Source organism: Hymenobacter arcticus (assembly GCF_054779975.1).
In genome coordinates this window covers 134,189-161,025 of the sequence record NZ_BAAGXF010000008.1, presented here as the reverse complement: position 1 = coordinate 161,025, position 26,837 = coordinate 134,189, and the positions used below count along the sequence as shown (strand labels likewise).

The window sequence follows — 26,837 nt, the reverse complement described above, 5'->3', positions numbered from 1 at the left end:
CGGGGTGACAAAACTGAGTTGTGCAACTCAGTTTTGTCACCCCGTATTCAGTTTGCACCTTATTTATAAGTACTTACGGTAGATATTATACAAAATGCGTCGGTCTGTCTCCGTTAGGATTGGGCTGGGGTCGGTGGGCACAAAGTGGCGCTTGAACGCTTTGGTGGCAGCAGGGAGGTCCTGCGTGTCGTAGCCGATGATACGCAGGGCTTCGCGGGGCGTGAGGCCAGGCAGGAACTGGCCTAGCGAGTCAGTGGCAAAGGGCGCGGCGGTGGTATCGGTAAGCACCGCCGCGTCGTACCACAGCCCAAAGCCGCGTTGTGCCAGCTTTTGCCAGGGAAACAGGACGCTGGGGTCGCTTTTACGAGTGGGCGCAATGTCGCCGTGACCGATAAAGTTGGTTGCCGGGATGTTGTAGGTGCGCTTGAGCGCCGCCAATACTTTCAGCAAGCCGACCAACTGAGCTTCCTGAAACGGCTCCGTGCCGTCATTATCTAACTCAATTCCAATGGAAACCGAATTAATATCGGTGATACCGCCCCAACGGGCCGCACCGCCGTGCCAGGCCCGCAGGTAGTCGCTGAGCATATGGTAGGTTTGGCCGTCGCGACCAATTACATAGTGGGCGCTCACCTGGGGCTTCACCAGCGTGAAGGTCTTGAGGGTCTGGGCCGTACTGCTTTGGGCCGTGTGGTGAATGATGACGTAGTTGGGCTTGCGCAGGTTGAAATTGACGGTGCCGACCCAGTAGGGCGAAGAAGGCAGGCTATCGGTTGGCTGCGCGGGCTGCGCCTGGATTTGGCGCGCTAGTGCTTTGGCCTGCTGGCGGTACACCTTATTGGTGGCCGCGTAGGGGTTGCGTACGCAGGCAGTAGCGGCAAGGCCCAGCAACAACAGCCCGAGAGAAATTTTCATGCTGCAAAAAAAGCTAGCCTAACCTTGGTTTCAATGCTGCCACAGCGCACTCGGGAAAAAACCCAGGCCGATGGTGAAGTAGGTGTTGGAATCCAACAAATTGCTTTCGGGGCCACTCGCCTGGGCGGGCCGGGCCCGCAGCAGGGTCGAGCCGCCGATGCCGGCCTGCACGTAAGCCAGCCGCTGGCCGCTGGGGCGAAAGCCAAATGTGCTCCGCAGAAAAAATAGTGGCTCACCGCGCAGCATCGAGGTCAGGCTGAGCGGTTGGCCCAAATTAGTAAGGCTGGTAAACCGCACCTGCGTGAGCCGATAAGCCAGCCCTAATTGAACAGTCGGGCCAATTTGCCAGGTACCGTACAGCTCGCCAAAAAGCTTGTTGTAACGCGCATCATACTGGTATTGAGTGGAATAAATTGTTTCATTGGTTCGGTAGCGCACCTGACTATGGGCCTGCCCACCCCCGACCAGCGCGCCTAGTACTATCTCCTCGCCCAGGGGCCAATAGGTACCCGCGGCCAGCTCGTACTGCCCAATTCGGGCGTAGGTGCTGTCTTGGCTGTCGCTTTTGCCGTCGATGGCGGCGCGCACCAGCAAGTGGCGCACCGGCGAATAATTGATGGCCCCGTGCACCCGTTTATTGAAGTAGGCGCTGCCGGCTACCTCCACCTGGCCTTTACCGTAGAGGGCGGGCGCGGCGCACTGCATAGGGCGGTACACCGCACAGCTCCCCAACCCTGCCAGCAGCAGCACCCACCCTCGGCCAATCGGTACCAGTTTTTTCATAAGCTACTGTTTGTCAACCACCCCAAGGCAGGTAGTGAGCTACCCTTAGATTCGGCTGCCTACCAAGAGGTTGCATCAGCCCAATACCCCGGGCTTGGGCCACAAAAAAGCGCTCGCCGCCCAAAGGGGAAACGAGCGCTTTTTGCGGGGCCGATAGCCGGCCTTATTTAGCGTAGGCCACCGAGCGCATTTCGCGGATTACGGTCACTTTAATCTGGCCGGGGTACTGCATTTCCTTCTCAATTTTTTGCGAAATCTCGAAGCTTAGCTCGGCGGCGCGGTCGTCGCTCACGTTTTCGGCATCCACGATAACGCGTAGCTCGCGGCCGGCCTGGATGGCGTAGGTCTGGTTCACGCCTTTGAAGGCGGAGGCCGTTTCTTCGAGCTGGCGGAGGCGCTTGATGTAGCTCTCCATCATTTCGCGGCGGGCGCCGGGGCGCGAGCCCGAAATGGCGTCGCAGGCCTGCACAATGGGCGAGATGAGGGCCGTCATCTCCATTTCGTCGTGATGGGCCCCGATGGCGTTTACTACGTCGGGGTGCTCCTTGTATTTCTTGGCCATTTCCATGCCCAGAATGGCGTGGGGCAGCTCGGGCTCCTCGGTGGTCACCTTGCCAATGTCGTGAAGCAGGCCGGCGCGGCGGGCGTGCTTCACGTTGAGGCCCAGCTCGGCGGCCATCGTGGCGCAAAGGTTAGCCACTTCGCGGCTGTGCTGAAGCAGGTTTTGGCCGTAGGACGAGCGGAATCGCATCCGACCCACCATGCGAATCAGCTCGGGGTGCAGGCCGTGAATGCCCAGGTCAATGACCGTGCGCTCGCCAATTTCGATGATTTCCTCCTCAATTTTCTTGGTCGTTTTGGCCACGATTTCCTCCACCCGGGCGGGGTGAATACGGCCATCCTTCACCAGCAAGTGCAGCGAGAGACGGGCAATTTCGCGGCGCACCGGGTCGAAGCCCGAGATGATGATGGCCTCGGGGGTATCGTCCACAATCACTTCGACGCCCGTGGCGGCTTCGAGCGCCCGGATGTTGCGGCCCTCGCGGCCAATGATTTTACCCTTTACGTCATCGCTTTCAATGTTGAACACCGATACGCAGTTCTCAATGGCGTGCTCCGAAGCCGTGCGCTGGATGGTTTCTAGCACCACTTTTTTGGCATCCTTAGTGGCCGTGAGCTTAGCCTGCGCCACAGTGTCCTTGATGTAGGAGCTGGCTTGCAGCTGGGCCTCGTTTTTGAGGCTTTCCACGAGCTGCTCGCGGGCTTCGGCGGCGGTGAGGCCAGCTATTTTTTCGAGCTGATTTTGCACGTCGTGCAACTGGGCTTCGGCTTCCTGCTGCTTGGCTTGCAGCTCGGCCAGGGTGGCTTCGTGCTTGGCCTGGCGCTTCTCTTCTTGCTGCTCGGCGCGGGTGCGCAGGTGCTCGGTATCGGCCTGGAGCTTTTCGCGGGTACCGTCGAGCTCTTTTTCCTTCTGCTGAATTGTTTCGAGCTGCTTCTGGGTGGTATCGCTGAGGTGCTTGATGCTCTGCTCTTGGGCTAATACGCCCTGGCGGCGCTCAGTCAGCTCCTGGTCGAGGGCGGCTTTGAGGCGCTGGCTTTCGGCTTCAAATTCGCGGCGCACGCGCTTCTGCTCCTGCTCGTACTCGTTTTTGAGGTTGCGAAACTTGTCTTTCGACTGCTGAATACGCTCGTCGCGGGTGCGGGTGGCCTGAATTTCGGCCTCTTCGAGGAGCTGCTGGGCTTTGGCTTTGGCCTCGCCTTCGAGGTCTTGCCGGGCTTTGCCGGCAAGCTGCCGCCCCAGCAGCACGCCCGCCACGAGGGCAATGACGGCCGCGATGGCGACATATAAAATGATGGATGACATGGAGTTATGGAATTGAAGTGGAGTCAAAACCATAGCAACGGCAAAAACCCGGAACCGGAGCGCAGCAGAAGGCCACTTGCCTTCGATGCGCCCGGCCGGGCCAACGAACATTACGGGGGCTGCCCTGCCGCTAGGCGGCCAGCACCACGCCAGTCAGCAGCTCGTCGAGGCGCGCCAGGCGCTCGGTGAGGGCTGCATCGGTTCCATCCTTTTCTTTGCTAACTTTCAGAGAGTCAGCCATGGTAGCGAGGGCTACCATCGCCAGCAGGTCTTGTTTGTCCTGAATACCGTATTTCTCCCGAAACTCGCGTAGCTGTTCGCTGAGCTGCCGGCCAGCCAGGCGCAGGCGCTCTTCGTCGGCCACGGCTACCCGCATGGGGTAATCGCGCTCGGCAATGCGAATCTTGATAGCTAGTTCGTTCATAGAGAGCTGAATAGGGCAGTCATTTGAGAGGGCTCTTTACTCCCTCAGATAGGCAAGGCATTTATCTATTTCGCGGATGTATTCGTTGAGGCGTTGTTTCAGCTCGTTGGCCTGGGTGGGTTCCCCGCCGGCTATAGTCTGGACAAGTTTAACAATGTTTTCCTGGTTTTGGTACTCGCGCAGCTGTTTTTCTCGGTCGCGCTCGTCGGCCCGCAGGTGTTGAATCGTGGTGTGGGCATCGGCCAATTCTTCGCGCATCTGCTGATAGGCAGCCACTAAGGTGGTTACCTGCCGCTCCAGGCGGTCGAGTTGCGCAAGTTGTTGAGAAGAGGCCACAAAAAGGGGTTATTTAGCCCGCGAAGGTAGGGCGCGAACGCAGGATGCCCTAGCAGGGCACAAAAAAGCCCGCCGGTGGGGCGGGCTTTTCACGCGTTATTTAACAAAGCCGGTTATTCGCCACCCTTTTTCTTGGTTTTGACTTTGGTGCCGTCGGCCTTGTCGGTCTTGGTTTTGCCGTCGGGCATGGCCGGCATGGCGGGCGCGCCAAGCGTGGTAGCAGGTACGGGCGCGGCCGAGGCCGTTACGGGCCCACCGTTGAGGTCCAGCTCCTGCACGTCGTAGCCGAGCTGCGAGAGGCCTGGGAAGGACTTGGCGCGGTCGCCCACCACCACGATGTACATTTTATCGGCGGGCAGGTACTTCTGCACCGAGGCCTGCACGTCTTCCTTCTTCAGGTTTTTGAGGATGTCGGCTTGCTGGGCTACGTAGTCGGGTTTGAGGTCGTACTCGGCGAGGCGCGAAAGGAAGCCGGCTTTCTGCTGGCCGGTTTCGTAGCGTAGCGCATCGCTCTGGCCCACTGACGATTGCAGGAAGGCCAATTCCTCATCCGAGATGCCATTGCGATAGTTTTGGATTTCGCTCATAAACTCCTTTACCGAGGCAGCAGTGGCGTCGGCGCGCACGCCGGCCTGGGCCGTGTAGGGGCCGAAGTAGCGCGTGCCGCGGTAGCCCGAGCTAGCGCCGTAGGTATAGCCCTTGTTCTCGCGCAGGTTCAGGTTGATGCGCGAGTTGAAGGCGCCGCCCAGCAGGTAGTTGGAGAGGTAGGCGCGGTAGTAGTCGCCGGTGGCGTCGTAGGCGAGCGGCGTGAGGTAGCCCACCCGGATTTCGGATTGCGCCGCGCCGGGCTTGTCGATGAAGTAGATTTTGGTTTTGTCGGGCTGCACGGCGGCCGTGGCCACGGGCAGCGTCACGGGCTTGGCGGGCCAGGCCTTGAGGAAGGCCAGCGCGGGCTCCACGGTGGTCTGGTCCTGGTCGCCCACGATGGTGAGGTTGCTCACGCTGGGCGAATAGTACTGCTGGTAAAACTGCTTCACGTCGTCGAGCGTCAGGCTCGTGACGCTGGCGGTGGTGCCGCTGTTGGGCACGCCCATGATGTCTGTTTGGCCATACAACAGCTTGGCATAGGCGTTGTTAGCGATTACCACGGGCTGGGTTACCTGGTTGGCGATGCCTTGCAGAGTCTGCTTTTTGATGCGGTCGAAGTCGGCTGGGTCGAAACGCGGGTGCAGCAGGCGCTGGTCGAGCAGGGCCAGCGTGGCGGGCAGGTTCTTGGTGAGCGACTGCACGTAGACCGTCGTGTTATCGTCGCCGGAGAATACCTGGATGGTGCTGCCCAGGCGGTCGAGCGCCGCCGAAAACTCCTCGCCGGTGTACTTCTCCGAACCTTCGTTGAGCATTTGGGCCGTGAGGGCGGCTACGCCGGCTTTGCCGGGGTTGGCCTGCTCTAGGCGGTGGCCGCCTTCGATGGTCAGCAGCATCGTGGTGGTGGGCAGCTCAGTGTTCTTAGTACCAATGACTTTCAGGCCGTTACCAAATTTATCCTGCCAGATGGCAGGCACCTTTACCACCGGGTTGGCACCCGACTTGGGCTGCTTGGCGCGGTCAAAGGAGTCGGTGGCCTTCACGTATTTCAGGCCGTCGTAGCCGTAGTTGGGAGCCTTGTAGCCGGCGGCGGAGGCGGTGTAGTTGTCCTTAGCGGCCTGCTCGTCGGTTTTGCCCTTGGGCACCACGCTCAGGATAACGGCGTGCTTGCCGCGAATATATTTATCGAACACACGCTGCACGTCGGCCTTGGTGAGGCTGCGCAATTCGCGCAGCTTGATGGGCAGGCGATTGGGGTTGTTGAAATAGGTTTGATTAGCAGCTAGTTGGCTCACCTTGCCACTCACGCTACTGAGGCCGTTGATGAGTTGCGCCTCGGTGCTGGCTTTGTAGCGGGCCACCTGCTCGTCGCTGATGCCAGTTTTCTCCAGCTCTTTCAGCGTGTTGCGCATGATAACCTCGGTGCTGTCCAGGCCTTTGCCGGGCAGGCTGAGGGCCACCATGGCAAACTCGCCGCTCAGCTCCGAATTGCGCTGGTAGGCCTGCGCCTGCACGGCTTTCTGGTTCTTTACCAGGTTCTTATAAAGCAAAGACGTTTTGCCGCTGCCGATGATGTCGGCCAGGGCATCGAGCGCTACCTCATCGGGGTTGCTGTGGGCTACCGTCGGAAACACCATTTGCAGCATCGGGAAGCGCACATTGTCCTCGTAGCTCACGTAGCGGTCGGCGGTGAGCACGGGCTCGGGCAGCTTCTGCACCGGCACGGCCGGGCCGCGCTTGATGGGACCGAAGTACTTCTCGGCTAGCTTGAGTACCTGGGCCGTGCTCACGTCGCCGCCAACGGTGAGAGTGGCGTTGTTGGGGCCGTACCAGCGCAGGAAGAAGTTTTTGAGGTCCTCCACGCTCGAATTATCGAGGTCTTTGAGGTAGCCGATGGTCAGCCACGAATACGGGTGGCCGTAGGGGTACAGTATTTTAGAAATATACTCGCTGGCCAGGCCGTAGGGGCGGTTATCGTAGTTCTGGCCGCGCTCGTTTTTGACGGTAGCACGCTGAATCTCAAACTTTTTCTGGCTCACGGCATCCAGCAAAAAGCCCATGCGGTCGGCTTCCAGCCAGAGGCCGGTTTCGAGCTGATTGCTCGGCAGGGTTTCGTAGTAGTTGGTGCGGTCCTGGTTGGTGCTGCCGTTGAGGGTGCCGCCAGCGGCCGTTACCAGCTTGAAGTGCTGCTGGTCGCCCACGTGGTCGGAGCCCTGAAACATCATGTGCTCAAAGAAGTGCGCGAAGCCCGACTTGCCAATCTGCTCGCGGGCCGAGCCCACGTGGTAGGTCACGTCCACGTGCACCAGCGGGTCGGAGTGGTCCTCAGTCACGACCACCGTTAAGCCATTGGGCAACACGTATTTCTCGTAGGGAATCACCAGCTCACCGGGCTTGGCCGTCACTTTCTCGACTAGGCGGGCACCGCCAATCGTGGGCGAGGCCGCGGTTTTTTTGGCAGCCGGAGTTTTTGCAGCGGCTTTGGAAGCCGGCTGCTGGGCCACGGCGGGCACCGCGAGCAAAGTCAGTCCAAACAGCCAGGGGTAGGCAAAACGCATTTTCAGAGTAGGAAAAGGGTGAGAAAAAGCCGGCCGGGCAGGAAAGCCGCAGCTTACCCATCCGGCCGGCCCACAATGTTACTGGCCACTCCGCGCTTGGCATTACACCAACGCTTCATTTTTTGGCGCTCTACTTCCGAATCAGCGCGCCCGCTTGCTTTTCAAATTGTTGAATGAGCCGCTGCATCACCTGGTCAATAGCTTGTTCAGTAAGTGTTTGCGTGGCGTCTTGCAGCAGGAAGCTCACCGAGTACGACTTCTTGCCGGATTCGAGGCGGTCGCCTTCGTACACGTCGAACACGTTGAGGCTTTGTAGCAGTTTCTTCTCGGTGCGCTGCGCGATGGTGCGCAACTGCTCGAAGGTCACGGCTTTATCTACTACCAGCGACAGGTCGCGGCGCACCTCCGGGAACTTGGGCAGCTCGCGGGCGGTGAGCATGGCCTTGTACTTTTTGAGCAGCCACTCCCAGTCCAGCTCGGCGTACCACACGGGCTGGCTCACGTCGAGGCGCTTGAGCATGGCCGGCGACACGGCCCCTACGTTGCCAATGGGCTGATTTTGTGCGAGTAAGCTCAGGCCGCCCGCCAGGTAGGGGTGCTGCGTGGGCTGGGGTGCGACCTGCGGGTGGCCCAGCGCGGCCAGCACCTGCTGCGCGGCCCCGGCGGCGGCGTGGAACGTGGCTTTTTGGGTGGGGTGCTGCCAGGTTTCGGCGGTGGCGGCCCCGGTAAGCCAGATGCCGAGCACGGTTTTCTCCTGGTACTTGCCGGCGGCGGTGCGCTGGTAGGTTTTGCCAAACTCGTAGAGCTTGAGGTCGCGCTGGCGGCGGTTGAGATTGTGGCGCACCACCTCCAGGCCCGAGTGCAGCAGCGCGGGCCGCATCACGTTGAGGTCCTGGCTGTTATAGTTGAGAATACGCACCAGCGTTTCGTCGGGCGCGTCGGCCTTTTCAAAGTACTGCGAGTTGGTGAGCGAGTTGGTGATAATCTCCGAAAAGCCCTGGCCGCTGAGCAGGCTGGCCACTTTCTGACGCACCACCTCGGGGTCGGGGTTGGGGAAGGGCGACAGGAACGAGGCCGAATTATAAGGCTTCAGGGCCACGTTGTTGAAGCCGTAGATGCGCAGGATTTCCTCGATGATGTCGGCCTCGCGGGTCACGTCCACCTTGTAAGGCGGCACTGCCAGCAGCCACTCAGTAGTGCCGGTTTGGGTCGATTCTTCCTCTATCTTGATACCCAGACCAGTCAGGATTTCGCGGATTCGCTCCTCCCCTATCTCCTGGCCGATGAGCTTGGCCACGCGGTCGAGGCGCAGGCGCACCTGGTTGTTGGGGATGAGGTGCGGAAACTCGTCTACCACCGGCGCGGCAATGCACGCGCCGGCTATTTCTTGCAGCAGCAGCGCGGCCCGCTTGAGAGCCGTGGGTACCATGTAGGGGTCGGTGCCGCGCTCGAAGCGAAACGAAGCATCGGTTTTGAGGCCGTGGGTTTGGCTGGTGCGGCGCACCACGGCCGGCGCGAAGTAGGCACTTTCAAGGAACACGCGGGTGGTAGCGTCGCTTACGCCCGAGGTTTTGCCGCCGAACACGCCGGCCAGGGCCATGGGCGCACCGTTGCCGTCAGTAATTACAAGGTCGTCGGTGCTCAGGGTGCGCTCCACGCCATCGAGGGTTACGAACTTCTCGCCGGCCGCAGCGCGCTTTACGCGGATTTTAGCGCCCGTAATCTGGTCAGCATCAAAGGCATGCAGGGGCTGACCCAGCTCGTGCAGCACGAAGTTAGTCACGTCCACCACGTTATTAATCGGCGAGAGGCCGATGCTGCACAGGCGACGCTGGAGCCACTCGGGTGAGGAGCCCACGGTGATATTATCAAGCAGCAGGCCGGCGTAGCGCGGGCAGGCCTGGTCGTCTTCGATAACCACGGCGATATTGTCGCCACTGACGGGCGCGGCGAAGGCGCTCACGTTGGGCAGGTGCGCTGGCTCACCCAGCAGGGCGCGCAGCTCGCGGGCCACGCCGTAGTGCGAGGCGGCATCGGCGCGGTTGGGCGTGAGGCCGATTTCGAGCACCGTGTCGGTGCCCAGGCCGAAGTAATCGGCGGCGGGCGTGCCGTCGGGCAGGTCGGTATCGAGCACCATAATGCCGGCGTGCGACGCACCGAGACCGATTTCATCCTCGGCGCAAATCATGCCCTCGGAGGCCGCGCCGCGGATTTTCGATTTCTTGATTTTGAACGGCTCACCAGTGCTGGGGTACAGCATGGCACCTTCCAGGGCCACTACCACGCGCTGGCCGGCGGTCACGTTGGGGGCGCCGCACACAATCTGGCGGGGCGTTTCGTCGCCCACGGCCACGGTGGTGAGGCTTAGCTTGTCGGCGTCGGGGTGGCGCTCGCAGGTGAGCACGGTGCCCAGCACTAGGCCGCGCAGGCCGCCCGGAATGCTTTCAAAGTCTTCCAGGCCCTCCACTTCGAGGCCGGAGCCGGTGAGCAGGGCGGCCACCTCATTGGCGGGCAGGGCGGTGGGGAACAGGGTTTTGAGCCAGTCGAAGGAGATAGTCATGCTAAAAAACGCTGGCGCTGGAGGGGCCGGGCGTGGGCGGCAAAGGTACGGGCTGGCTGGGTGCCCCCCTAAACGCCGAAGCGTTGGCTGCTCAAAAGCGACCTGCCAGCTACGCCAGCTGGCTAACGCAACACTAATCATTGCATACGGCTTGACTATCAATTACATTCAATTTAACAACCAGCTATGACTCCCTACTTACCTAACTTCATCTTGCCCGATGCCGACTATTCATTTTGCACCGCACCCGGCGCTGCTGGAGTTCGTAAACAGCGTTTTTGTGTTCGATATTGACTTTCGGGCCGGCACCGGGCTGTCCCCTATATACCCGTTCGTGCCCTCGCCCAACCGGTTTCTATGCTTTTTCCTCCACGACCAGGTGAAAATGAGCAAAGGACCGGGCGAGGAATTTGTCGAGCGGGCGCGTTCCATCATTATCGGGCCGCAGCAGCTGCCCGTCACCCTAGACCTGGGCCAGCAGCATCAGGCGGTAGTTGTGTGCCTGAAGCCCGCCGGCATGTACCGGCTGCTGGGCATCCCAATGGCCGAGCTGGTGGACTGCGATTACGATGCCCGCTTGGTGATGGGGCAGGAAATCGACGAGCTAGTGGACTGCTTGCAGGAAGCACCCACCCACCAGCAGCGCAACGACATCACCCAGCGCTACTTGCTAGGCAAGCTGCCTAAGCTCAAAGCCCTACTGCCTTTCGACCTGGCCATGCTGCGCCAGGTGCAGGCCAGCGGCAACCTGCCCATCGAGCGCGTGGCGGCCGACGCCTGCCTGAGCGTACGGCAGTTCGAGCGCAAGTCGTACGAGCGGCTGGGCCTTTCGCCCAAAGTATATAGCCGCATGATTCGGTTTTCGCACGCCTATAAGTACAAGGAAAGCGCGCCGCACACCTCCTGGACGGAAATAGCCCACCGCTGCGGCTACTTCGACCAAATGCACTTTATCCGCGATTTCAAAGCCTTTGCTGGCTTTGCGCCCAGCATGCTGAAGGAAGCCGAAATCGAGCATTCGATGCTTTTCCGCACGATGGAGGACTTGTCGATTTCCTTTTGAGTGACGCGGCGGCGCGGGGTGGCGCTCAACCAGCTACTGCCGCCAGCCAGCGCAGCACCAAGTCGGCATCCTCGCGCTAGGTGGTCGGCCCGGGAATATCAGGCCCCGAAAGAGGCACCGCTCCAGCGCCGGCGGGTGGGGCTAGCCAACGAACCCGAAATTTAAATTTTTGATTTTCAATTACTTATTATTCAGCGGAGTTGTACTGCTCGGGCGTCGTTTTTTTGAAAAAGGTCTTGCCACTGCTATCCGTGAAGTATTGCGGCACGGCCGAACTGGTGCGGCGGTAGTTTCCGTCGGCGTACACGGCTTGACCAAAACCGCATTCGCCGTGGCCTTTTTCGGTGGCCACAACGACAGCCTGGGCCGCAAACGTCAGGCGCAGCTGGCAGTCCAGCATATCTTCCTCGCTCCGAATGGCGCAGCGCCCCACGCCCCGGCGCACCACTGCCCGCCGGTACAGGTTGCCCAAGTGAAAGGCGGGTGGCCCGTAGCACACATCCAGCGCCACCAGCACGGTCGAGTCCGATTCGGGGTACACGTAGAGCGTGCCGCCCGCTTCCTTGCGCTTGGGGTCGCCCCAGTTGTATTCGCCAGCGTAAGAGGCCGTTAGCAGCGCGGCGTGCGGCGGGGCAGGCGCGGCGGCCGTGGGCGTAGCGGGGGCTTTGGTGGCCTGGTCGGCGGGCTCGGTGCAGGCAACTAGGGTGGCTAGTAGCAGCAAGGGGAAGCACGTGGATACGCGAATCATTGAAAACTTAATTTATTGGTTAGCAAGTATTTACATACTACTTCAAGGCTGCGTGGGCAGCTCCAACTCGGCGTAGGTAAGGGGCACGCGGGCGGCGGCGGTAGCCACGTCGGCATTGGGGTCGGCGTCAGGGTGGGCTTGCAGCAGCACTACGTGGCGGGCATCGCGCCAGCGGGCGGCGCGGGGGCCCCAGCGCTGCGGGTCGCGCGACCACACGAGCTGCGGAGCGCCGCTGCCGCAGCGGTAGAGGCTAAGGTCGGTGGGCGTGCCGCCGCTGGTCACGTCCTCGCACATGCTGAGTAGGTAGCGGCCATCGGGCGACACGCTGGGCTCGCCTAGCAGGCTAGTGCGGTGGCCGGTGCGCTGGTCTACCAGCAGCACGGCCGGGCCTTCGTCGGTGGTCACGTCAACCACCCACTGGTACACCTGCGGCAGACTGCCCCAGTAGTAATAGCCGATGTCTTTGCCCTCGGGGCCATCCTCGGAGGTGGGCTCGGGCTTCAGCGTGATGGCCGGGCCCTGGGCGGGGTGCAGGATGAGCAGCTCGCCCCGGCGCTGCACGCGGCCATCGGCAGGCAGCGGGGCGTCGGGCACGTGCGCCAGGCTTTCGGGCCTCTCATCGTCGCTGGGGCGGGCGGGCAGCGGGCCGGCGGGCAGCTTGGCAAACTCGGCCTTGGTGCTGGGGCGCAGGTTCAGAATGCCTATTCGGTGGCCCACGGAGTCGGCCACGGCGAGCGTGTCGGTAGGCGCTGCTGCGGAGGCACTGGCGGCGGCCGGCGCGGTGGGCGGCGACTGCGGGGCGGCCGCGTTGCCGGCGGGCTGGTCGGGGCGGCAGCTGGCTAGCAGCAGCAGGAGCGCGGGGCCTAGGTAGAGTTTCATGTGAACGGTGTTTAAGCAGTGGTTTTGCGATGGAAAAGGCTGGTTTTGAATATCCTGGCTGCTAACAATGGCCGCCGTGGCTACGCCCAGCCGCCACCATTAGTTGGCAGCAGCGGCGGGCTTACCGGCGGCGGGCTGGCGGCGGAGCGTGGCAAAGATGGCCAGCAGCTGGCGCAGGCCCGCCGCCGATTTGGCTTCGCCAAACGCATTGACCTGCGCATCCCAGCCCCGGCCGCTGTGGCTGGCGAACACGCTGTTGACGGTGTAGCCCGTGGCGCAGCGGTGGATGGTAAACGTGGCCGGGTGCCCCAGCAGCGTGACGGCCACCCGGCGCACCCGGCAGCCGCCCGTGGTATCGCCCTCATCGCCCTGCGGGTGCCCGCCCAGGTAGAGCCCGCCCGAAAAATCAGCCTGCACGGTGGTATCGGCCGGCGCGAAGTAATACACCAGGAAGTCCGGGCCGTTGGTGGCTTTAAGCGCGAACCCGGGGGGCAGGGCCAGGTAGAAACCCGTTTTGCCCAGCTGCTGCGGGGCGGTAAGTGGCGCGGGCGCGGGCACCCTGGCGGCGGGCACCGGGTGGGGCTTGGCGGCGGTAGCGGCGGGTTGGTCGGGGGCCGGGCAGGCCGTCAGGCCCAGGGCGCCAACCCCGAGCAGCGCGGCGTACCCCAATCGAAACCTTTTTTTCATAAGATTCAAGCAATCAATTTACTACACTGCTTATGCACCCAGCTACTCGTTGCGGTGCTGCTGCCAGAGCTGGGCGGCGTGCTGGCGAAAGGCAACCGGGGCGGCTTGCCAGGCGGCATCCAGGGTGTAGGCACCGCCATCGTGCTGGCCGTTGCCGATGGCGATGCGACTGGTGCCGCGCACGGCGTACTTCTGCGGGCCTTCGTGCATGATGATTTTTTGGGTGCTGGGGCTCACGTCGCCCCGGCAGGTGGTGCGGTACACCAGCCACACCTCGGCCGTGCCATCATGGTCGAGGTCAGTCACGGTGAGGCCTTTGGGACGAAACTGGGCTTCGATATCCAGCGGGCAATCATCTTCAAAATCATGCACTTGCCAGGTGGGAGCCGCGCTATTGGCTGGGTAGTGGTAAGCGTAGAGGTCGGCGCGCTGGCTGTCGCTGGCTGGGGCGGCGGGGTCGGGTGCGGGGCCGCTTTGGGTGGCCAGCACGGTATAGGTACCGGTGCGGTCAGTGTAGCGCAGGGCCTGCACCACGCGGCCGCTGCGCTTGAGGGTGGCCGGCACGGCCGCCGGGGCCAACGGGCTCACCCGCAGCTGGGCCTGGGCACTACCGGCAAGCAGCAGGAGTGCCGGCAGCAGGAAATAGGTTTTCATAATAAAATGTAATTTATTGTTAGTCAGTTAGTTATTTATAAAAAGCAATACCGCAAAAGGCAGCGCTACCACCCCGGCCAGCCCCAGGTACAAGCGCCACTGCGCCCGGTGCCACCAGGCCGCGGCCAGCAGCGCCAGCCCCAGGGCCCCCGCCAAAAACAGCTGGCCCAGCAGCAGCCAGTTCAGGGCGTCGCCGGCCCCGCCGGGGGCGGGCTGGGCGCGGTAGGCCGCCGCTTCGGCCACGTACTGCGCCCAGCGCAGCAGGTAGAGCAGCACCGCCGCCAGCGCGAGCCAGTGCCGCCCGGGTAGCCGCCAGTTGGTAGGTGATTTCATGGCAGCTTCAGGGCTTGATTTCCAGCAGCCCCTCGGCCGAATAGACGTACTCCACCTCCTTGCCGACCTTATCCTGGCGCAGCGACAACAGGTACAGGCGCAGCTGCAAGCGGCCCGCGCGGGCGCGCAGCTCCGGCGGGTTGGGCAGGTCGATGGACGTGACGCGCTGGCCGTAGTGCTGGGCCAGCGAGTCGGCCAGGGGGCGCAGCAGCACGTGCAGTTGGGTGTGCCAGGGGCCGGTAGCAGCCCGCCGCTGCTGAAGCAGCAGGCTGTCGCCGCTGTTGGTCATGAGAAGGCGGAAGGTGCCCTCCCGCAGGGGCAGCGCCAGGGCGGTAGCGCCCGTAGTGTCGGCAGGGCCCATCAGCAGGCCGATGTCCTTGAGCCAGTACTTGCCCTGGCCCAGGGCGTAGTACTGGGGCACGTTGCGCACGGAGTAGTCGGTCGATTGTTGCTCGGGCGTGTCGTTGAGGGCCTGTTGCAGCTGGTAATCTTCCAGGTATTCGAAGCCGCTCAGGTCAAACGGCCGGTACTTGCGCCACTGCTGCTGCTCCCAGGAGGTTACCTCGCGCAGGGAGTCGGGCAGCGCAAGCGAGCCGGCAAACTGCGGCTGCAAGCGGGCCAGCTTGTCGCGCTCGGCAAAGAAATAAAAGAGCGAGGTCAGTCGCCCGCGCACGGCGCGGGGCAGGCTGGGCACGCGGCCGTTGGCCCCGTCGAGGTGGCCGTTTTGCAGCAGGTGGTAGCGGTTGGTGAGCGCACGCAGCTCACTTAGCTGGCTGCGCTCGGCCACGGCAAACGCCCCCCACGGCCCGGCCACCGACAAAAACGCCAGCCCGGCCAGCGACACCGGAATCCAGACGATGCCCTGGCCCTGGCGCGCCAAAAAATACAGGGCCATGCCCAGCAGCCACGCCGCCAGCAGCAGCACAAAGTACCGCTCCTCGGTGAGGCCATAGGCACGAATACGGGTGCCGATGGCCACCGCCAGCAGCCCCAGTAGCGGAAACAGCGCCCGATAAAACCAGCGGGCAAAGGTGCGAATCCAGGTGTTTTCGGGGCTTTGGCGCAGCGGGTGAATGAGCAGCAGCGCAAAGATGCCCGCCACCGCCAGCGCCAGTATCAGCACCGATACCCAGCCTTTGGGCAGCTCCCACTGCACTAGTATGCGCAGCAGGTAGGCGTAGAGAATGCCCACGTAGAGCACCACCAGCGGCAGCAGCACAAACTGCGTAAATATCTTTAAACCATTAGGATAGGGGGCCTCCTGCTCCAGGGCGGCAAAGTCGGCGGGCACGCCCGCCAGAAAAAACCAAGTATTGAACAGCGAGGCCAGCCCCACGAACAGGTAGCCAAACACGTTGCTGCTGGTATCGTGGCCAAAGAGCTCGCGCAGGGCCATCAGGGCGATGGTGCAGCCCACATACAGCACCCCCGAGTAGAGCCCGGCCAGCAGCAGCCGCTGCAACAGCGTCTGGTTGTAGCGCCAAAAGCCGGGCGTGTCGGCCCCGCGCCGCAGCTCACCCAGGTAGGGCGCGGCGGCCACGGCCAGGTGCAGGCCCAGCAACAGCACCGCCAGGCGCAGGCCCCACACCAGGCCCGGCTGCGCGGGGGCCAGCGCATACCAGCCCACCAGCAGCGCCAGCGCCCCCGCCTGGGTTAGCCAGCGCCCGGTGGCCGACCAGCCGTAGCGCTCGGCGGCCAGCGCCAGGGCCAGCGTGAGCGGCAGCCCCAGCGCCCCCGCCGACAACACCGGAAACACCCAGGCCGGCTGGTTGGCCATGCCACTGAGATACGTGATGGCCTGGCAGCCGGCTACAAACACCACCACGGCGCACAGCAGCGTGAGCGGAAAGCGCCGGGCCACGCGCCCGGCCTCCCCGATTACGCGTTGAAGAGAAGGGAGTTGGAGCATAAATTATTTCCACCAGGGGCGCTTTTCTTCGGCCTGGGCCTGGCGAAATTTGGGGGTATCGCCGTTGCCCTCCAGGGCGGCCATGTAGGTTTGCCAGCTGTTGGCCACGTACTTGGCGGCAACCTCAAAGTCGCTCACGCTGAAGTCCAGGTCGCCGGATGCGGGAATCTTGAAGTCGCCCCAGTGGCAAGGTTTGCGCTGCTGGGTGGCGTAGCTCGCCCAGGTAGCCACGCACTGGTTGTTGCTGAAGCCGTCGCTCGGTTCGAGGGTATTGTATTGGGGCTGGCCCTTGGCATTGAGGTAGAAGTAGGTGGTGAGCGTGCCGCTGATGGTGCCGCTGCCGGCCTGGCGGCGGTCCTCGGCCAGTTCGACGCGGCAAGTCAGCTCGCCCTCCCGAAACTGCGGGTATTCCGCATTGGGCGCTTTATAGAGCCGCGCTTTCACCACGGTGATAGTGCCAGTGAAGGCGCACACGTTGGTTTTCACCCGCGTTTTGCCGCTCACTTGGTACACGTAGGGCTGGCCGGGCGCCGGGCGCACGCTGGTGTAGTGCAGGTAGAAGCGCTGGTAGTTGGCCCCAATGAAGCCCAGCGGCTCAGGAAACACGTCGGCGCTTTTATTACCGTAAAACGCCAGCCGGTCGGCGCGCCACAAGTAGCTCAGGTTCTTGGTTTTGAGTGGGGCAAGGTAGTCGGCGCTGGGCGGCGGGCCCTGAGCCGGGGCCGCTAGCGGTAACGCCAGCAGCGCGGCCAGCAGGCATCCGCAGTCCCACCAGCGGGCCATCAATAAGCGTAGGGAAAGGAGCATCATGAGCAGCAGGTGAACTTGGTTGAACGGCAATCCCAGCGGCCGGTTGCCGCCCCGGCCAGGGCAGCTTCCTCCCCGAAACTGCGGGCAAGGTATCAACGCTACCCCATTCACCGCGTACCAGTAAGCGGCACCGTAGTGCGGCGTGAGTGGCTTCGCCACTCACGCCACGAGCCGCGAACACCAATCATAATCCACTGAAAGTGAGCTAATTTGCAGCGACCAGCGACCCAGGACCCGCTTGGTGGGGCCGACAACCAGTTGGGGCAGCTTCCTAACTATCACTCAAAGCTTACGCTATGTATATTACTAATTTATTAATTCTCAGCTTGTTAGTAGTTGCGGCCCCGGCCCTGGCGCAGTCGAGCTACAACGTGGACGTGCCGAAAGACATCGTTATCCTGCAAAGCACCCGCGACTACGCGGCGGCGCTGGCAGGCGCCCGGCAGGCCGCCGCTAAGCTGGGCCGCCCGCTGAAGCTGGCCGGCTACCACCCCAATAAAGAGCTGGGCCTGAGCGCCAGCAAAGCCGATTGCACCGGCGGCGGCTACGACTTCCCCTGCTACGTGCCCAGGGGTCAGGGCGGGGCCGAAAACAGCGACTACCTCTCCATCGAGTTTTCCGACGGCTACACGGGCTTTGCCAAGGGCTACTACATTGTGGTAGCGGCCCTGGCCCCGCCCAACTCGGCCACCCTGCGCCAAACGCTGGCACGCGTGCAGCGCGCCTACCCTACCGCCTACGCCAAGCGCACAAGCGTGTGGCTGGGCTGCATGCACTGATTGCCATGAAAAACCCTGACCTTCAGCTGCTTATTCAGCCAACACCCGCCCAGTGGGGCCTGCGCGGCGACCCCGACCTCTGGCAAGAGCTGGGGCAGGCCCTGGCCGAGCAGCCGCTGGCCAGCAGCCCGGCGGCGGCCGACGCCCTGCTGGCCAGCCTGTACCTGGCGCTGGTGGGCGAAGCGCCGGCCACGGGCCGCCAGCCCTTCGTGGCCCGCTACGCCCACGGCGGCATGAGCAGCGGGCGCGTATCGGCCGATTTTTGGCTGACCCAGGGCTTTCCCCTGCTCAAAAGCCGCCTGCTGGCACCGCGGCCGTAGCGGGCGGGGCAGCCAACCGAAACCAGCGCCCGGCGCGGGCTTTTAACCCGTGGTTCGCTACGCGGCGGGCTACTTTTACCCCTCACTTAGCCGCCTCCTTTCGCGTATTGCCGAGCTATGGCCAAAACCATTCGCCCCATTCAGTGCCCCCAGTGCGGCAGCCCGCAAAACACGCCGCTTGGCCCCGACCTGTTTCGGTGCACGGCCTGCCAGACGGAATATTACCTTGACTCGGACGATGTGACCGTGAACGTGCGGCACCACTACCCTCCGACCGCAGCCGCGCCGGCGGCCCGGCCGCCCCTGTCGTGGGGCCAGCGGATGGCCATTGGGCTGTGCGGCCTCGTGGGGGTGGGCGCCGTGGTGTGGATGGTACTGCTCATTGCCCTGCCGCCGCAGCCCTACCGGGGGGTTACGGTGGTGGCGAAACCTATTTTTTACCTCACCCACTACGTGTACGCCGATGCCCAGCGGCAGCCCGTGTACGTGACGCTACGCACCCAGGCCCCCCGCTGGGGCAGCGACTCCGTGACGCTCTACGCCGATTTTTTTGACCCGCGCACCGGCCGGCTGCGCCGCGAGCAGGTGCTGGAGCCGCTGGCCCGCCGCCTCGACGACCACCGCTACGAGTGGCACACGTTTCCCAACGACCAGGCGTACTTACTTGGTAATGAGCATCTTTACCGCGTTGAGGCCCGCACCGACCAGCTAACCGAAGTGACGAACACCCTGCTGGCCAGCTACGCGCCCGCCAGCAGCGGCGTGGCCCAAGTGAAGTTCGACACGTCGAAAGAAGCGCTGACGTTGCTCACCAACGACGGCAAAACCCTGTACTACCTGCCCGCCACGGGCCAGGTATTTGCCGAAGGCGAGGCCTTTTACCAGGCGGCGAAAGTAACCCAGGCCAAGCGCTACTTCAGCCTGGAGCAGCCGTATGAGCCGGGCCTGAATGATAAGCCCTACCAGTTGCTGCGCTACCGCGCCGGAGCCCCGCCGCTCGACCTCACCAACGGCCGCCGGTTTTTCGAGCCCCGCATCCTGTACCAAGCCACCGACGCGCTACTCATCGACGTGGCCCCTACTGCTAAGCCCGAAGGTCCGCACCTCTTGCAGCGTCTCGACGTGAACACCGGCCGCGTGCTGTGGAGCCGCCCGGCCAGCCGCTACGACTTCGAAGATCCCGTGCGCACTCCCGATGGCTTCGCCCTGCACTACCGCACCGATTCGGAGCTAGACTACGTGCATGGGGCCCTGCTGCTGGCCAACGATGGCCGCGAGCTGCACGACTTCCAGCGCAAGCGGATGGAATAAATAATTATTTTTTTTAGCTGATGGTCAGTCAGATAATCCGGCCGTTTCGCACCACGTTTGCGAACCTGCTCGCCGGCAAGCTTTACAATTTCCGTCGGCGCAGCCTGTGGCGCTACCTGCTGGGCGCGCTGCTGCTCAGCTTAGCGCGGCCCGCGCTGGTGGGCAGCTTTTGGCCCACGCTGCTGGTGCTGGCCGCCGGCCTGGTGGGCCTGGGCCTGCTGGTGGTGGTGCTAAGCAGCTACGCACTTCGGCACAACCAGCAATTTGAGGCCGAAGTCACATTTCGGGCCGATGGCGTAGTGGTGCGGCCCGCCAGCGGGGCCCCGCCCGAAACGCACGACTGGCAGTGGGTGCGGCAAGCAAGCGAAACCAGCCGGCGGTTTTTTCTGGTGGTGAAACCATTTCCGCGCCTTGTACTCCTCCTCGATAAGCACCGGCTCACAGACGAAGAAGTGGCTACGTTCCGCACGTGGCTGGCCGCCCGCCAAAACAGCTAATTGGCTGTTCAGCAGCTGTTAATCTTCGCCCGCCACGCTGGGTTGCAGCGTCTGAACGGTGTGCTGAATCACGGCATCCATCGCGGCCTTGCGGTCGGTCGGGTACTCCCAGCGGAAGGTGGTGAGCGTGTTGCTTTTGAGCACCGTTTTCTCGTAGAAAATTGCACCTTTTACCTGCCCCGACAGCACGTAGCCGGTGCGCGTGAGCTGGTCGAGGGTGAGGGTGGCGTGCTTTTCCTGCCAGCTTTGCCGGGCTATTTTACGGTTGGCGGCCAAGCCGCCATCCAGGGCGTTGTAGCCGGCGTAGGCCGTGAGCACCGTCTGCCCATCGGCCGACACGAAGCGGCGGCCGTCGCCGTTGCCAGCTTCGGGCTGGGGGCGCAGGTCGGCCGGGTAATCGATGCGATAGCCGAAGCGGTCGTTGTGGTAGGTTTTGTAAGTGGGCGGGGCCACCGTAGCCAGCCCTGCTAGCAAGGCCGTAAGAGGGGTAAGCGTCATAGCGTGCATTCAGAAAACGAAAATATGTCGAAAATTCGCCGAAAATCAGCTATTTCGTTGTGGTTGCTGGCTGCCGGGGCTAGCAGCTGCGGGGCCGACCAAGCGCGGCCGCCGGCAACTCTGGCCCCGCCCCCGGCAACCCAGCGCCCACCCGCGTCGGCGCGGCAGCCAGTTTTGCCCACCGCAGCAGATACGGCGAACCGCCCCGACCTGGCCGCCCAGCTCCGGCCGATACGCGCCAACGTCCGGCGCATCGACGGCACTACGGAGTGGTCGGCCACGGCCGTGCGCAGCCTCGACGAGCCGGGCGAAGGCGGCGAAGCTACCTTCTACTACGCCCACGGCCAACTGGAAAAGGTAGTGGCCCGGCACTTCGGCGAAATGTCGCAGCAGTGGGTCAGCTACTACTTGCGCCAGGGCCAGCCCTCGTTCGTGCTGGAACAAGCCTACACCTACAACCGGCCGATGTACTACAACGCGGCCACCAGCAAGCAAACGCATGACAATGAGTCGTTTGACTTCGATAAGTCAACGGTGGAAGAAAGCCGCAGCTACTTCGCCCACGGCCAGCTGGTGCAGCAGCTCAGCAACCAAGACTGCGGGGCTCCCTTCGCCGCCGACTACCTGCGGGAGGAGCAACGACGCCTGCTGGCTGAGTTTCAGGCAGTAATGAGCACCCGCCAAAAGTAACTGGCTTGGGTAAATGCTGGGCCGCGGCGGGCCAACCCAATGCAGGAATTTCTTAACCCCCGCCGAAAGGCTACCCGTCCCCCACCGCCACCGGGACGGCGTAAGGGCCAGGCTGCGCCTTACTTCACGTTGGCCAAAATCCAGTTGCTAGTGTTACGTTCGCTGTCTTCGTTCACGGGCGAGGGCGATTTGGTGCTCGTGCTCATGGCCATCGTCAGCACGCCGGTGGCTTTGTTCCAAGAGTAGAACCAGCCGTGCTGCGCGCCCATCTGGGCGGGCGTGGGCTCCTGGGCGGTGGTGGTGAAGTGGATTTCCTTGATTTTGCGAATCGGGGCCTGGTAGTACTCGGCCCGGCTGCCGCCGAGCGAGCGCACGAGGTCGGTGCTGATGTTTTCGATGACGGTCCACAGCTCCAGGTCGCGTTTTTCGGTGAGCTGCTGAGCGGCGGCTTCGGTCCAGGTGAACTTGACGGGCATTTTGTGCTCGTAGCGCAACTGCCTGAAATGTTGAGAGTTGGCGTGCTCGGCGTCGTCCTTGCTGGGCTGGGCGGCGTCGGCCATCACGGCGCGGGCGTAGGCCTGCTCGTTGGCAGTGGTGTGGCCGCCGGGCTTGGGCGCATCATCTACTTTGCCCTGCGCGTGGGCCGCCGAAGCAGCTAAGAAAATGAGGGCGGCCACAGCAATAGCGCGGCCGGCTGGCGTGCAAGAGAACAGCATAGCAAGGGAAATGGTGAAAGTAGGAAGGACAAGCGTTGCAGCTAACCACGTTATTTAGAAGCTACTGAATATCCGTACGGACTACTTTACTACTTGGTTCCGCAAGAGCCGCGGTTCGGCTACCCGCGGTTTGTGGTCCTCAGCAGGCAGCTTTAGCCTCGGTGCCTGGCCTATTACTGCCCGTAGCACTTACTTGCGCCGCGCCAAGGCTACTCGCTAAACCGCCTTGCTCTCCAGCCCTGCTTACCACTTTTCACGCCCTCCCCTTTCCGCCCATGCCCAGCCACTCGCCCGCCGAACTCGCCGCCCGGCCCGCCCAGCGCATCCTGGTGCTGGTGCGGCCCACGGGCCTGCGGGTAACGGTGGCGCTGCTACTAGGGGCCATTCTGCTGGTAGCCAATACCTTAAGGCTGCTCGACAGCCCCGCGCCGGGGCGCCACGCAGCGGGCGCGCTGCTCGGCCTGGTGCTACTGCTGGGAGCCGGCTATCGGCGGGTGCGGGGCAACCAACCCCGGCTGCTACGCTTCGACCGCGAGGCATTGCACCTGGAGCCGCTGGGTTCCCAGCCGGGCCCGCCCGCCGAAACCATTGCCCTAAACAGCATCACGGCCTACACATACTGGCTGCGGTTGCTAACGTTCCGGCGGCTTGTGCAGTACCACCTGCGCCTGGAGCTGGCCGATGGCCGCGTGCTGCACCTGGCCGACCGCCCCGGCACCCGCCCCCATGACCCCACCGGCACCGTGCGCCTCGACGTGCTGGCCAAGCGGCTGGCCCGGCGCACCAAGCTAGGCCCGCGCCGCCGCCCGCGGTTCTTCCAAACCCAAGCGGCGCGGGGGCTGCTCTGGGTTGGTGGGGCGGCGCTGGTGGCCGGCCTGGGGCTGCTGGGGCTCGGCTACGAAGTGGGACTGCTGCTACTGCTGCCGGCGGTGGGCTACGGGTGCAGCTACTACCTGGGGCAGGGCGATGCTGACCTTGTGGAGTGACTGCGCCAGGAACGGGGCCTGGGCGGTGTCCGTTGCGGTAGCCAACCGTTACGCCCTGGCTAGCCAGGCACCGGGCCCGGCTACTGGCTAGGGCGTAACGGTTGGTACGGGGTGGGGCGCATCGTTGAAGTAGTCCCCCGCAGTATCGTTGCCCAACTCGCCGTAGTCGTTTTGGCCCCAGGCGTAGAGGCGGCCGTTGGTACCCAGGGCTATGCAGTGGTTGCTGCCCGCGCTGCACTGGGTGTAGCGGCCGGGCAGCGGGGCCGGCACGGGGCTGTCTTCATTGGGCGAGCGGCCGAGCTCGCCTTTGCTGTTGCTGCCCCAGGCCCAAAGCTGCCCATCGGCGCGGAGCGCCAGCACGAAGTCGTCGCCGGCCGCTACCTGGGCCCAGCGGCCGGGAATGCGCCGGGGGGTGGGCAGCGGCGGGGGTTGCAGCTGGCCCGTGGCCCGAAAGCTGTTGGTGGCCGTTGCGAGCTGGCCATGCGTGTTATCGCCCCAAGCGTAGAGCTGGCCGGCGGGCGTCAGGGCCAGGCTGAAATAGGCCCCGGCAGCCACCTGGCTGTAGCGCCCCGGCACCTGCCCCGGCTGGGGGTGGGGTAGGCTGTCGAGGGGCACCCCGGGCCCCAATTGCCCCCGCCTATTGGCGCCCCAGGTGAACAGGCGGCCATCGGGGGTGAGGGCCAGCACGTGGCTGGCGCCGGCCGCCACGTGGGCCCACTGGCCGGGCACCTGCACCAGCACGCTCCTCGTTTCCGACCGGTGGGCCAGCTGCTTATACGACACTGGCGCCGGCGGCGGGCCGGCCGGGCCCAGCACGCCGTCGTAGTTGCTGCCCCAGGCATAGAGGTGCCCTTCCGTGTTGAAGGCCAGGCTGTAGCCGATGCCCGCAATGGCCTGCGCATAGTGCCCGGGCACGCGCACCAGCTGGGCGTAGGGCCGGTTTGCGTAGTAGTCGATAGGGGCCCCGGGCCCCAGCTCGCCGCCGCCGTTGGCACCCCAGGCAAACAGTTGCCCGTTGGCGTTCAGGGCCAGGGCGTGGTAGCCTTTGGCAGATACTTGCACCCAATTCGCCTCGTGCCCCACCGGCGCCCAGGTCCGGCGCTGGGTCAGGGTGGTGTCAGGCCCCAGAATGCCGTAGCTATTGTCGCCCGCCGCCCACAGGGTGCCGTTGGTTGCCAGGCGAAGCGAATAGTTCCAGGCCGCCGCAATGGTGTGCGGGCCGGCCTGGGTGGCGGGCTGGCAGCCAGGCAGCGCCAGGCTACTGAGCCCGAGCAACGCCCGCCCGCACCAGCGGCTACCCAGCACTACTACTTGAGAAATGTTCATGCTGCTTCGGGTTCAAAAGACTGCTACCTGAGACAAACATACCCCACCTCAGCTAGTAGTTGAAAAGGGAGCTATGCCGCGCTTAGCGCGGCTTCGAATGCGGTGTACAGCTGGATGCAGCGCCGCATCTTTGTGTTTCGTCGTTGTGTAGCCCACCAAACGACAAACGCAAAGATGCGGCGCTGTACCCTGACGCTGAATTTGCTGTAAGCCGACTGGCAAATCCTAGTTTGGGTGGCCTGCCAGGGCAGGAAAACGGGTGCGCCTCGCAGCGGGAGCGCCCACCACCGCTGGCAGGAAAAGTGCGCTGCTTACAAGGGGTAATAATCTTGGGGGTCCCACTACAAGATGCGAACCTAAAAGCAGTGTCGTATTTTTATAACATGCTGTTTATCAGTAATTTATACTTAAAATCCTTTCAGCGGTGATAACTTTTCGTTTTCTGAGCATCCCTCTGCTCGCGCTGCTGGCCAGCGCTTGCAGCCCCTGCACCAAGCTGCCGCTCTCGGCCGCCGACCGGGTCTGGACGGCCGCCTACCCCCGCGTGGGCCAGGAGGTGGCGTTTCGCAGCAACCTGGGAAATACGGCCACCTACACCGTGGCCGAACGGGTGGACACCTACAACAACCTCGACTGCAACTGGCTGGAAATAGGCTCCGACCAGCCCGCGCATTTCCACGTGACGCTGCGGCCCACCGCCTTCCCGCAGGGCGGCGCCCACGACCTGACGCTGTACGTGCTGAAGTGGAGCGCCCAACAGCCCGCCCAGCTCGATTTCCGCCTGGCGAGCCTGGAAGCTTATTTCCATGAGAAAGACGACCACCACCACTTCCGGCTGCGGCCGCGGCCCTGCACCCTGGCCAGCGGCCAGCACTATCCCCAGGCCTACTATATGGAGGAGGGCCGCAACGCCATCGCCTACGGAACCACGGATTTTCGGGCCTGCTACTGGGACTCGCAGGCTGGGCTGGTGCGCTACGAGCTACCGAGCGGCGAAGTGTTTGACTTGGTGCCGGCGGCCGACTTACCGGCCCCGGCCCCGCCGGCTAATCGGCCGAATGGCTGAGCACCCGGAAGCTGAGGCGCAACAGCGCGTGCCGGGTAGTGTCGGGCGCATCGGCCACCAGCGGAATACGCTTGCGGTGCGCCCCGCCGCGATAATACGTGTAAAGCGTATCGGGCCGGGGCCGGTCGGCCCGCATCGGAAACACCCGGATGTACGCCACCGAGTCACTGACGCGGGCCTGCGCTACGGTCCCGAAGGGATAGTCTACTAAGTAGTCATTGCGCTGGTAAGAGTTGCCCGCCGGCCAGCGCCGATACTCCAGCAAGGCCAAGCGCCAGGAGTAAGCCAGGGCCATGCGCAGCGGCACCCGGTTGGTGGTGTCGGGCACGGTGGGCACGGGGTTACGGTCCGGAAAAAATTCCCAATAGTAACCGGAACGGTCGGCCGGCTCGGGCCCAAAGCCAGGGCGGCGGAAAGTGAGCGTATCGAGCCGGGCCGCCGCCGCCACCGAGGCGGGCACCAGCTGCACCCGCAGCAGCACCTGGCTGCGCTGGGCGGCGGTGTAGTTAAACAGGCTGTCGGCCGCCAGCGAGTCGGGGGCCCAGTAGCTGGTCAGCGTATCCTGCCGGTCGAAGTGGCGGTAGCCGGCGGGCAGGGTTTCGAGCAGCGGCTTGAGGCGCGGCGGCAATTCGGGGGGCGCGTCGGGCCGGCAGGCCCCAAGCAAGGGCAGCGCAGCGGCCAGCAGCAAACGGGTGCAATACATAAGACTGCTACTTAGCGAGATACATCCAGCTCGTCGTGGGTGACGCACGCATCATCGGCCATGCTGCCATCGGGCAGGGTGTGGCGGCGCTCGATGATGACGCGGCTGGGGGCAGCCCAGCGGGCCGTAACCGGCTCCCAGGCGGTGGGCTCGCGCTGCCAGCGCAGGTGTGGGCCGTCGGCCGTTATCTCCACCAGTGTCAGCAAGTTGGCCTGGTCGCCGCCGCCCAGGCCGGGGCTGGTGAGCAGCACAAAGCGGCCATCGGGCGAGGCCACGGGCGCGCCCATTAGCTCCAGGTGGCGGCCGGTGCGCTGGTCTACCAGCACCGTGCCGTCCGACTCCCAGTACCAGGCCCGCACCACCCACTGGTGCGCGGCGGGCAGGTTACCCCAATACATGTACTTCACGCCCTTCCCATTTTCGAGGGTAAACTCGGCCTCGGGCGTAGACGACAGCTTGGCGGCGCTGCCCTGCGCGGGCTGCAAGAACAAATCGAGGCCAAGGCGGCGCACCTGGCCCGGGGCAGCAGGCAGGCGCTCCGCCTTGGGGTCATTCGCTAAATCTGGCAATCCGCTGACAGACAATTTATTAAAAGCCTCGGCGGTACTGGGGCGCAGCTGAGCCACCCGCCCGCCGGGCAGGTGCAGGGTATCGGCCGGGCTGGCGGCGGCCGCGCTGGCGGCAGCGGCGGCACTGGGCTTAGCGGCGGGCATCGGGGCCGCGGGCAGGGTGGCTTGCTCGGTGGCGGGCGCATCGGGGCGGCAGGCGGTGCTGGCCAGCAGCAGCAGTACTGCCAGGCGGAATGATTTTTTCATAAATCCATCTAAATTAGCCACT

27 protein-coding genes are annotated in these 26,837 nt (G+C 63.7%); 8 read left to right on the top strand and 19 right to left on the bottom strand.

The features are described 5' to 3' along the window. Positions 1 to 63: 63 nt before the first annotated feature. The 7 genes from ACYVGC_RS14975 to pheT all read right to left on the bottom strand — a co-directional run bounded on the left by ACYVGC_RS14975 (position 64) and on the right by pheT (position 10,025). Complete coding sequence (locus ACYVGC_RS14975; protein ID WP_460584650.1) at positions 64 to 915, bottom strand: N-acetylmuramoyl-L-alanine amidase; 852 nt, start codon at positions 913 to 915, stop codon at positions 64 to 66. Between the two features lie 30 nt (positions 916 to 945). After that, positions 946 to 1,698, bottom strand: a complete 753-nt coding sequence (locus ACYVGC_RS14970; protein WP_460584649.1) for a hypothetical protein — start codon at positions 1,696 to 1,698, stop codon at positions 946 to 948. 163 nt (positions 1,699 to 1,861) lie between these two features. Beyond that, complete coding sequence (gene rny, locus ACYVGC_RS14965; RefSeq protein ID WP_460584648.1) at positions 1,862 to 3,562, bottom strand: ribonuclease Y; 1,701 nt, start codon at positions 3,560 to 3,562, stop codon at positions 1,862 to 1,864. A gap of 130 nt (positions 3,563 to 3,692) precedes the next feature. Then, positions 3,693 to 3,986, bottom strand: a complete 294-nt coding sequence (locus tag ACYVGC_RS14960; protein WP_283563536.1) for a cell division protein ZapA — start codon at positions 3,984 to 3,986, stop codon at positions 3,693 to 3,695. A gap of 36 nt (positions 3,987 to 4,022) precedes the next feature. After that, the gene (locus tag ACYVGC_RS14955; protein WP_460584647.1) at positions 4,023 to 4,322 is read right to left on the bottom strand and encodes a hypothetical protein; all 300 of its coding nucleotides are present in this window, start codon (positions 4,320 to 4,322) and stop codon (positions 4,023 to 4,025) included. A 113-nt stretch (positions 4,323 to 4,435) separates the two neighbouring features. After that, positions 4,436 to 7,465, bottom strand: coding sequence for a M16 family metallopeptidase (locus ACYVGC_RS14950; protein WP_460584646.1), 3,030 nt, complete (start codon positions 7,463 to 7,465; stop codon positions 4,436 to 4,438). Between the two features lie 130 nt (positions 7,466 to 7,595). Beyond that, positions 7,596 to 10,025 (bottom strand): phenylalanine--tRNA ligase subunit beta, encoded by a 2,430-nt coding sequence (gene pheT, locus ACYVGC_RS14945; protein ID WP_460584645.1) that lies wholly within the window; start codon positions 10,023 to 10,025, stop codon positions 7,596 to 7,598. 220 nt (positions 10,026 to 10,245) lie between these two features. On the opposite strand from pheT, the gene ACYVGC_RS14940 reads away from it, so the two are divergent. Next, entirely contained in the window at positions 10,246 to 11,088 is an 843-nt protein-coding gene (locus ACYVGC_RS14940; RefSeq protein WP_460584644.1) for a helix-turn-helix domain-containing protein, read from the top strand. 187 nt (positions 11,089 to 11,275) lie between these two features. On the opposite strand, the gene ACYVGC_RS14935 is transcribed toward ACYVGC_RS14940, so the two are convergent. From ACYVGC_RS14935 to ACYVGC_RS14905, 7 genes are all read right to left on the bottom strand, one after another. Further along, the gene (locus ACYVGC_RS14935; protein ID WP_460584643.1) at positions 11,276 to 11,836 is read right to left on the bottom strand and encodes a hypothetical protein; all 561 of its coding nucleotides are present in this window, start codon (positions 11,834 to 11,836) and stop codon (positions 11,276 to 11,278) included. A 42-nt stretch (positions 11,837 to 11,878) separates the two neighbouring features. Then, a complete protein-coding gene (locus ACYVGC_RS14930) occupies positions 11,879 to 12,715 on the bottom strand; it encodes a hypothetical protein (protein WP_460584642.1) in 837 nt (278 codons plus the stop codon). Between the two features lie 99 nt (positions 12,716 to 12,814). Continuing rightward, positions 12,815 to 13,402, bottom strand: a complete 588-nt coding sequence (locus tag ACYVGC_RS14925) for a hypothetical protein (protein WP_460584641.1) — start codon at positions 13,400 to 13,402, stop codon at positions 12,815 to 12,817. Between the two features lie 42 nt (positions 13,403 to 13,444). Beyond that, positions 13,445 to 14,056, bottom strand: a complete 612-nt coding sequence (locus ACYVGC_RS14920; protein WP_460584640.1) for a M949_RS01915 family surface polysaccharide biosynthesis protein — start codon at positions 14,054 to 14,056, stop codon at positions 13,445 to 13,447. A 27-nt stretch (positions 14,057 to 14,083) separates the two neighbouring features. Then, positions 14,084 to 14,389, bottom strand: coding sequence for a hypothetical protein (locus tag ACYVGC_RS14915; protein ID WP_460584639.1), 306 nt, complete (start codon positions 14,387 to 14,389; stop codon positions 14,084 to 14,086). A gap of 7 nt (positions 14,390 to 14,396) precedes the next feature. After that, entirely contained in the window at positions 14,397 to 16,298 is a 1,902-nt protein-coding gene (locus tag ACYVGC_RS14910) for a DUF4153 domain-containing protein (protein ID WP_460584638.1), read from the bottom strand. A 3-nt stretch (positions 16,299 to 16,301) separates the two neighbouring features. After that, complete coding sequence (locus tag ACYVGC_RS14905; RefSeq protein WP_460584637.1) at positions 16,302 to 17,108, bottom strand: hypothetical protein; 807 nt, start codon at positions 17,106 to 17,108, stop codon at positions 16,302 to 16,304. Positions 17,109 to 17,404: 296 nt separating this feature from the next. Here ACYVGC_RS14905 and ACYVGC_RS14900 point away from each other — a divergent pair, with 296 nt between their 5' ends. The 4 genes from ACYVGC_RS14900 to ACYVGC_RS14885 all read left to right on the top strand — a co-directional run bounded on the left by ACYVGC_RS14900 (position 17,405) and on the right by ACYVGC_RS14885 (position 20,015). Further along, positions 17,405 to 17,887, top strand: a complete 483-nt coding sequence (locus ACYVGC_RS14900; protein ID WP_460584636.1) for a hypothetical protein — start codon at positions 17,405 to 17,407, stop codon at positions 17,885 to 17,887. 5 nt (positions 17,888 to 17,892) lie between these two features. Further along, positions 17,893 to 18,207: a hypothetical protein gene (locus tag ACYVGC_RS14895; RefSeq protein ID WP_460584635.1), complete on the top strand. Its 315-nt coding sequence runs from the start codon at positions 17,893 to 17,895 to the stop codon at positions 18,205 to 18,207. 117 nt (positions 18,208 to 18,324) lie between these two features. Further along, on the top strand, positions 18,325 to 19,518 hold the full coding sequence (locus ACYVGC_RS14890) for a hypothetical protein (RefSeq protein WP_460584634.1): 1,194 nt from the start codon (positions 18,325 to 18,327) through the stop codon (positions 19,516 to 19,518). A 20-nt stretch (positions 19,519 to 19,538) separates the two neighbouring features. Further along, entirely contained in the window at positions 19,539 to 20,015 is a 477-nt protein-coding gene (locus tag ACYVGC_RS14885) for a hypothetical protein (protein WP_460584633.1), read from the top strand. A gap of 18 nt (positions 20,016 to 20,033) precedes the next feature. Here the strand turns inward: ACYVGC_RS14885 and ACYVGC_RS14880 are convergent, their stop codons facing one another. Beyond that, complete coding sequence (locus ACYVGC_RS14880; protein WP_460584632.1) at positions 20,034 to 20,513, bottom strand: hypothetical protein; 480 nt, start codon at positions 20,511 to 20,513, stop codon at positions 20,034 to 20,036. A gap of 24 nt (positions 20,514 to 20,537) precedes the next feature. Here ACYVGC_RS14880 and ACYVGC_RS14875 point away from each other — a divergent pair, with 24 nt between their 5' ends. Next, entirely contained in the window at positions 20,538 to 21,203 is a 666-nt protein-coding gene (locus ACYVGC_RS14875; protein WP_460584631.1) for a hypothetical protein, read from the top strand. Positions 21,204 to 21,322: 119 nt separating this feature from the next. On the opposite strand, the gene ACYVGC_RS14870 is transcribed toward ACYVGC_RS14875, so the two are convergent. Then, complete coding sequence (locus ACYVGC_RS14870; protein ID WP_460584630.1) at positions 21,323 to 21,919, bottom strand: hypothetical protein; 597 nt, start codon at positions 21,917 to 21,919, stop codon at positions 21,323 to 21,325. Between the two features lie 275 nt (positions 21,920 to 22,194). Here ACYVGC_RS14870 and ACYVGC_RS14865 point away from each other — a divergent pair, with 275 nt between their 5' ends. Beyond that, the gene (locus tag ACYVGC_RS14865; RefSeq protein WP_460584629.1) at positions 22,195 to 22,905 is read left to right on the top strand and encodes a hypothetical protein; all 711 of its coding nucleotides are present in this window, start codon (positions 22,195 to 22,197) and stop codon (positions 22,903 to 22,905) included. 87 nt (positions 22,906 to 22,992) lie between these two features. Here the strand turns inward: ACYVGC_RS14865 and ACYVGC_RS14860 are convergent, their stop codons facing one another. Beyond that, on the bottom strand, positions 22,993 to 24,231 hold the full coding sequence (locus tag ACYVGC_RS14860; RefSeq protein WP_460584628.1) for an RCC1 domain-containing protein: 1,239 nt from the start codon (positions 24,229 to 24,231) through the stop codon (positions 22,993 to 22,995). A gap of 424 nt (positions 24,232 to 24,655) precedes the next feature. Between ACYVGC_RS14860 and ACYVGC_RS14855 the strand changes: the two genes are divergently transcribed. Continuing rightward, on the top strand, positions 24,656 to 25,297 hold the full coding sequence (locus tag ACYVGC_RS14855) for a hypothetical protein (RefSeq protein WP_460584627.1): 642 nt from the start codon (positions 24,656 to 24,658) through the stop codon (positions 25,295 to 25,297). On the opposite strand, the gene ACYVGC_RS14850 is transcribed toward ACYVGC_RS14855, so the two are convergent. Next, positions 25,278 to 26,000: a hypothetical protein gene (locus ACYVGC_RS14850; protein ID WP_460584626.1), complete on the bottom strand. Its 723-nt coding sequence runs from the start codon at positions 25,998 to 26,000 to the stop codon at positions 25,278 to 25,280. The genes ACYVGC_RS14855 and ACYVGC_RS14850 overlap by 20 nt on opposite strands. Before the next feature lie 11 nt (positions 26,001 to 26,011). Beyond that, positions 26,012 to 26,815 carry a hypothetical protein gene (locus ACYVGC_RS14845; protein ID WP_460584625.1) on the bottom strand — a complete coding sequence of 268 codons (804 nt, stop codon included), beginning with the start codon at positions 26,813 to 26,815 and terminating at the stop codon, positions 26,012 to 26,014. Positions 26,816 to 26,837 lie beyond the last annotated feature (22 nt).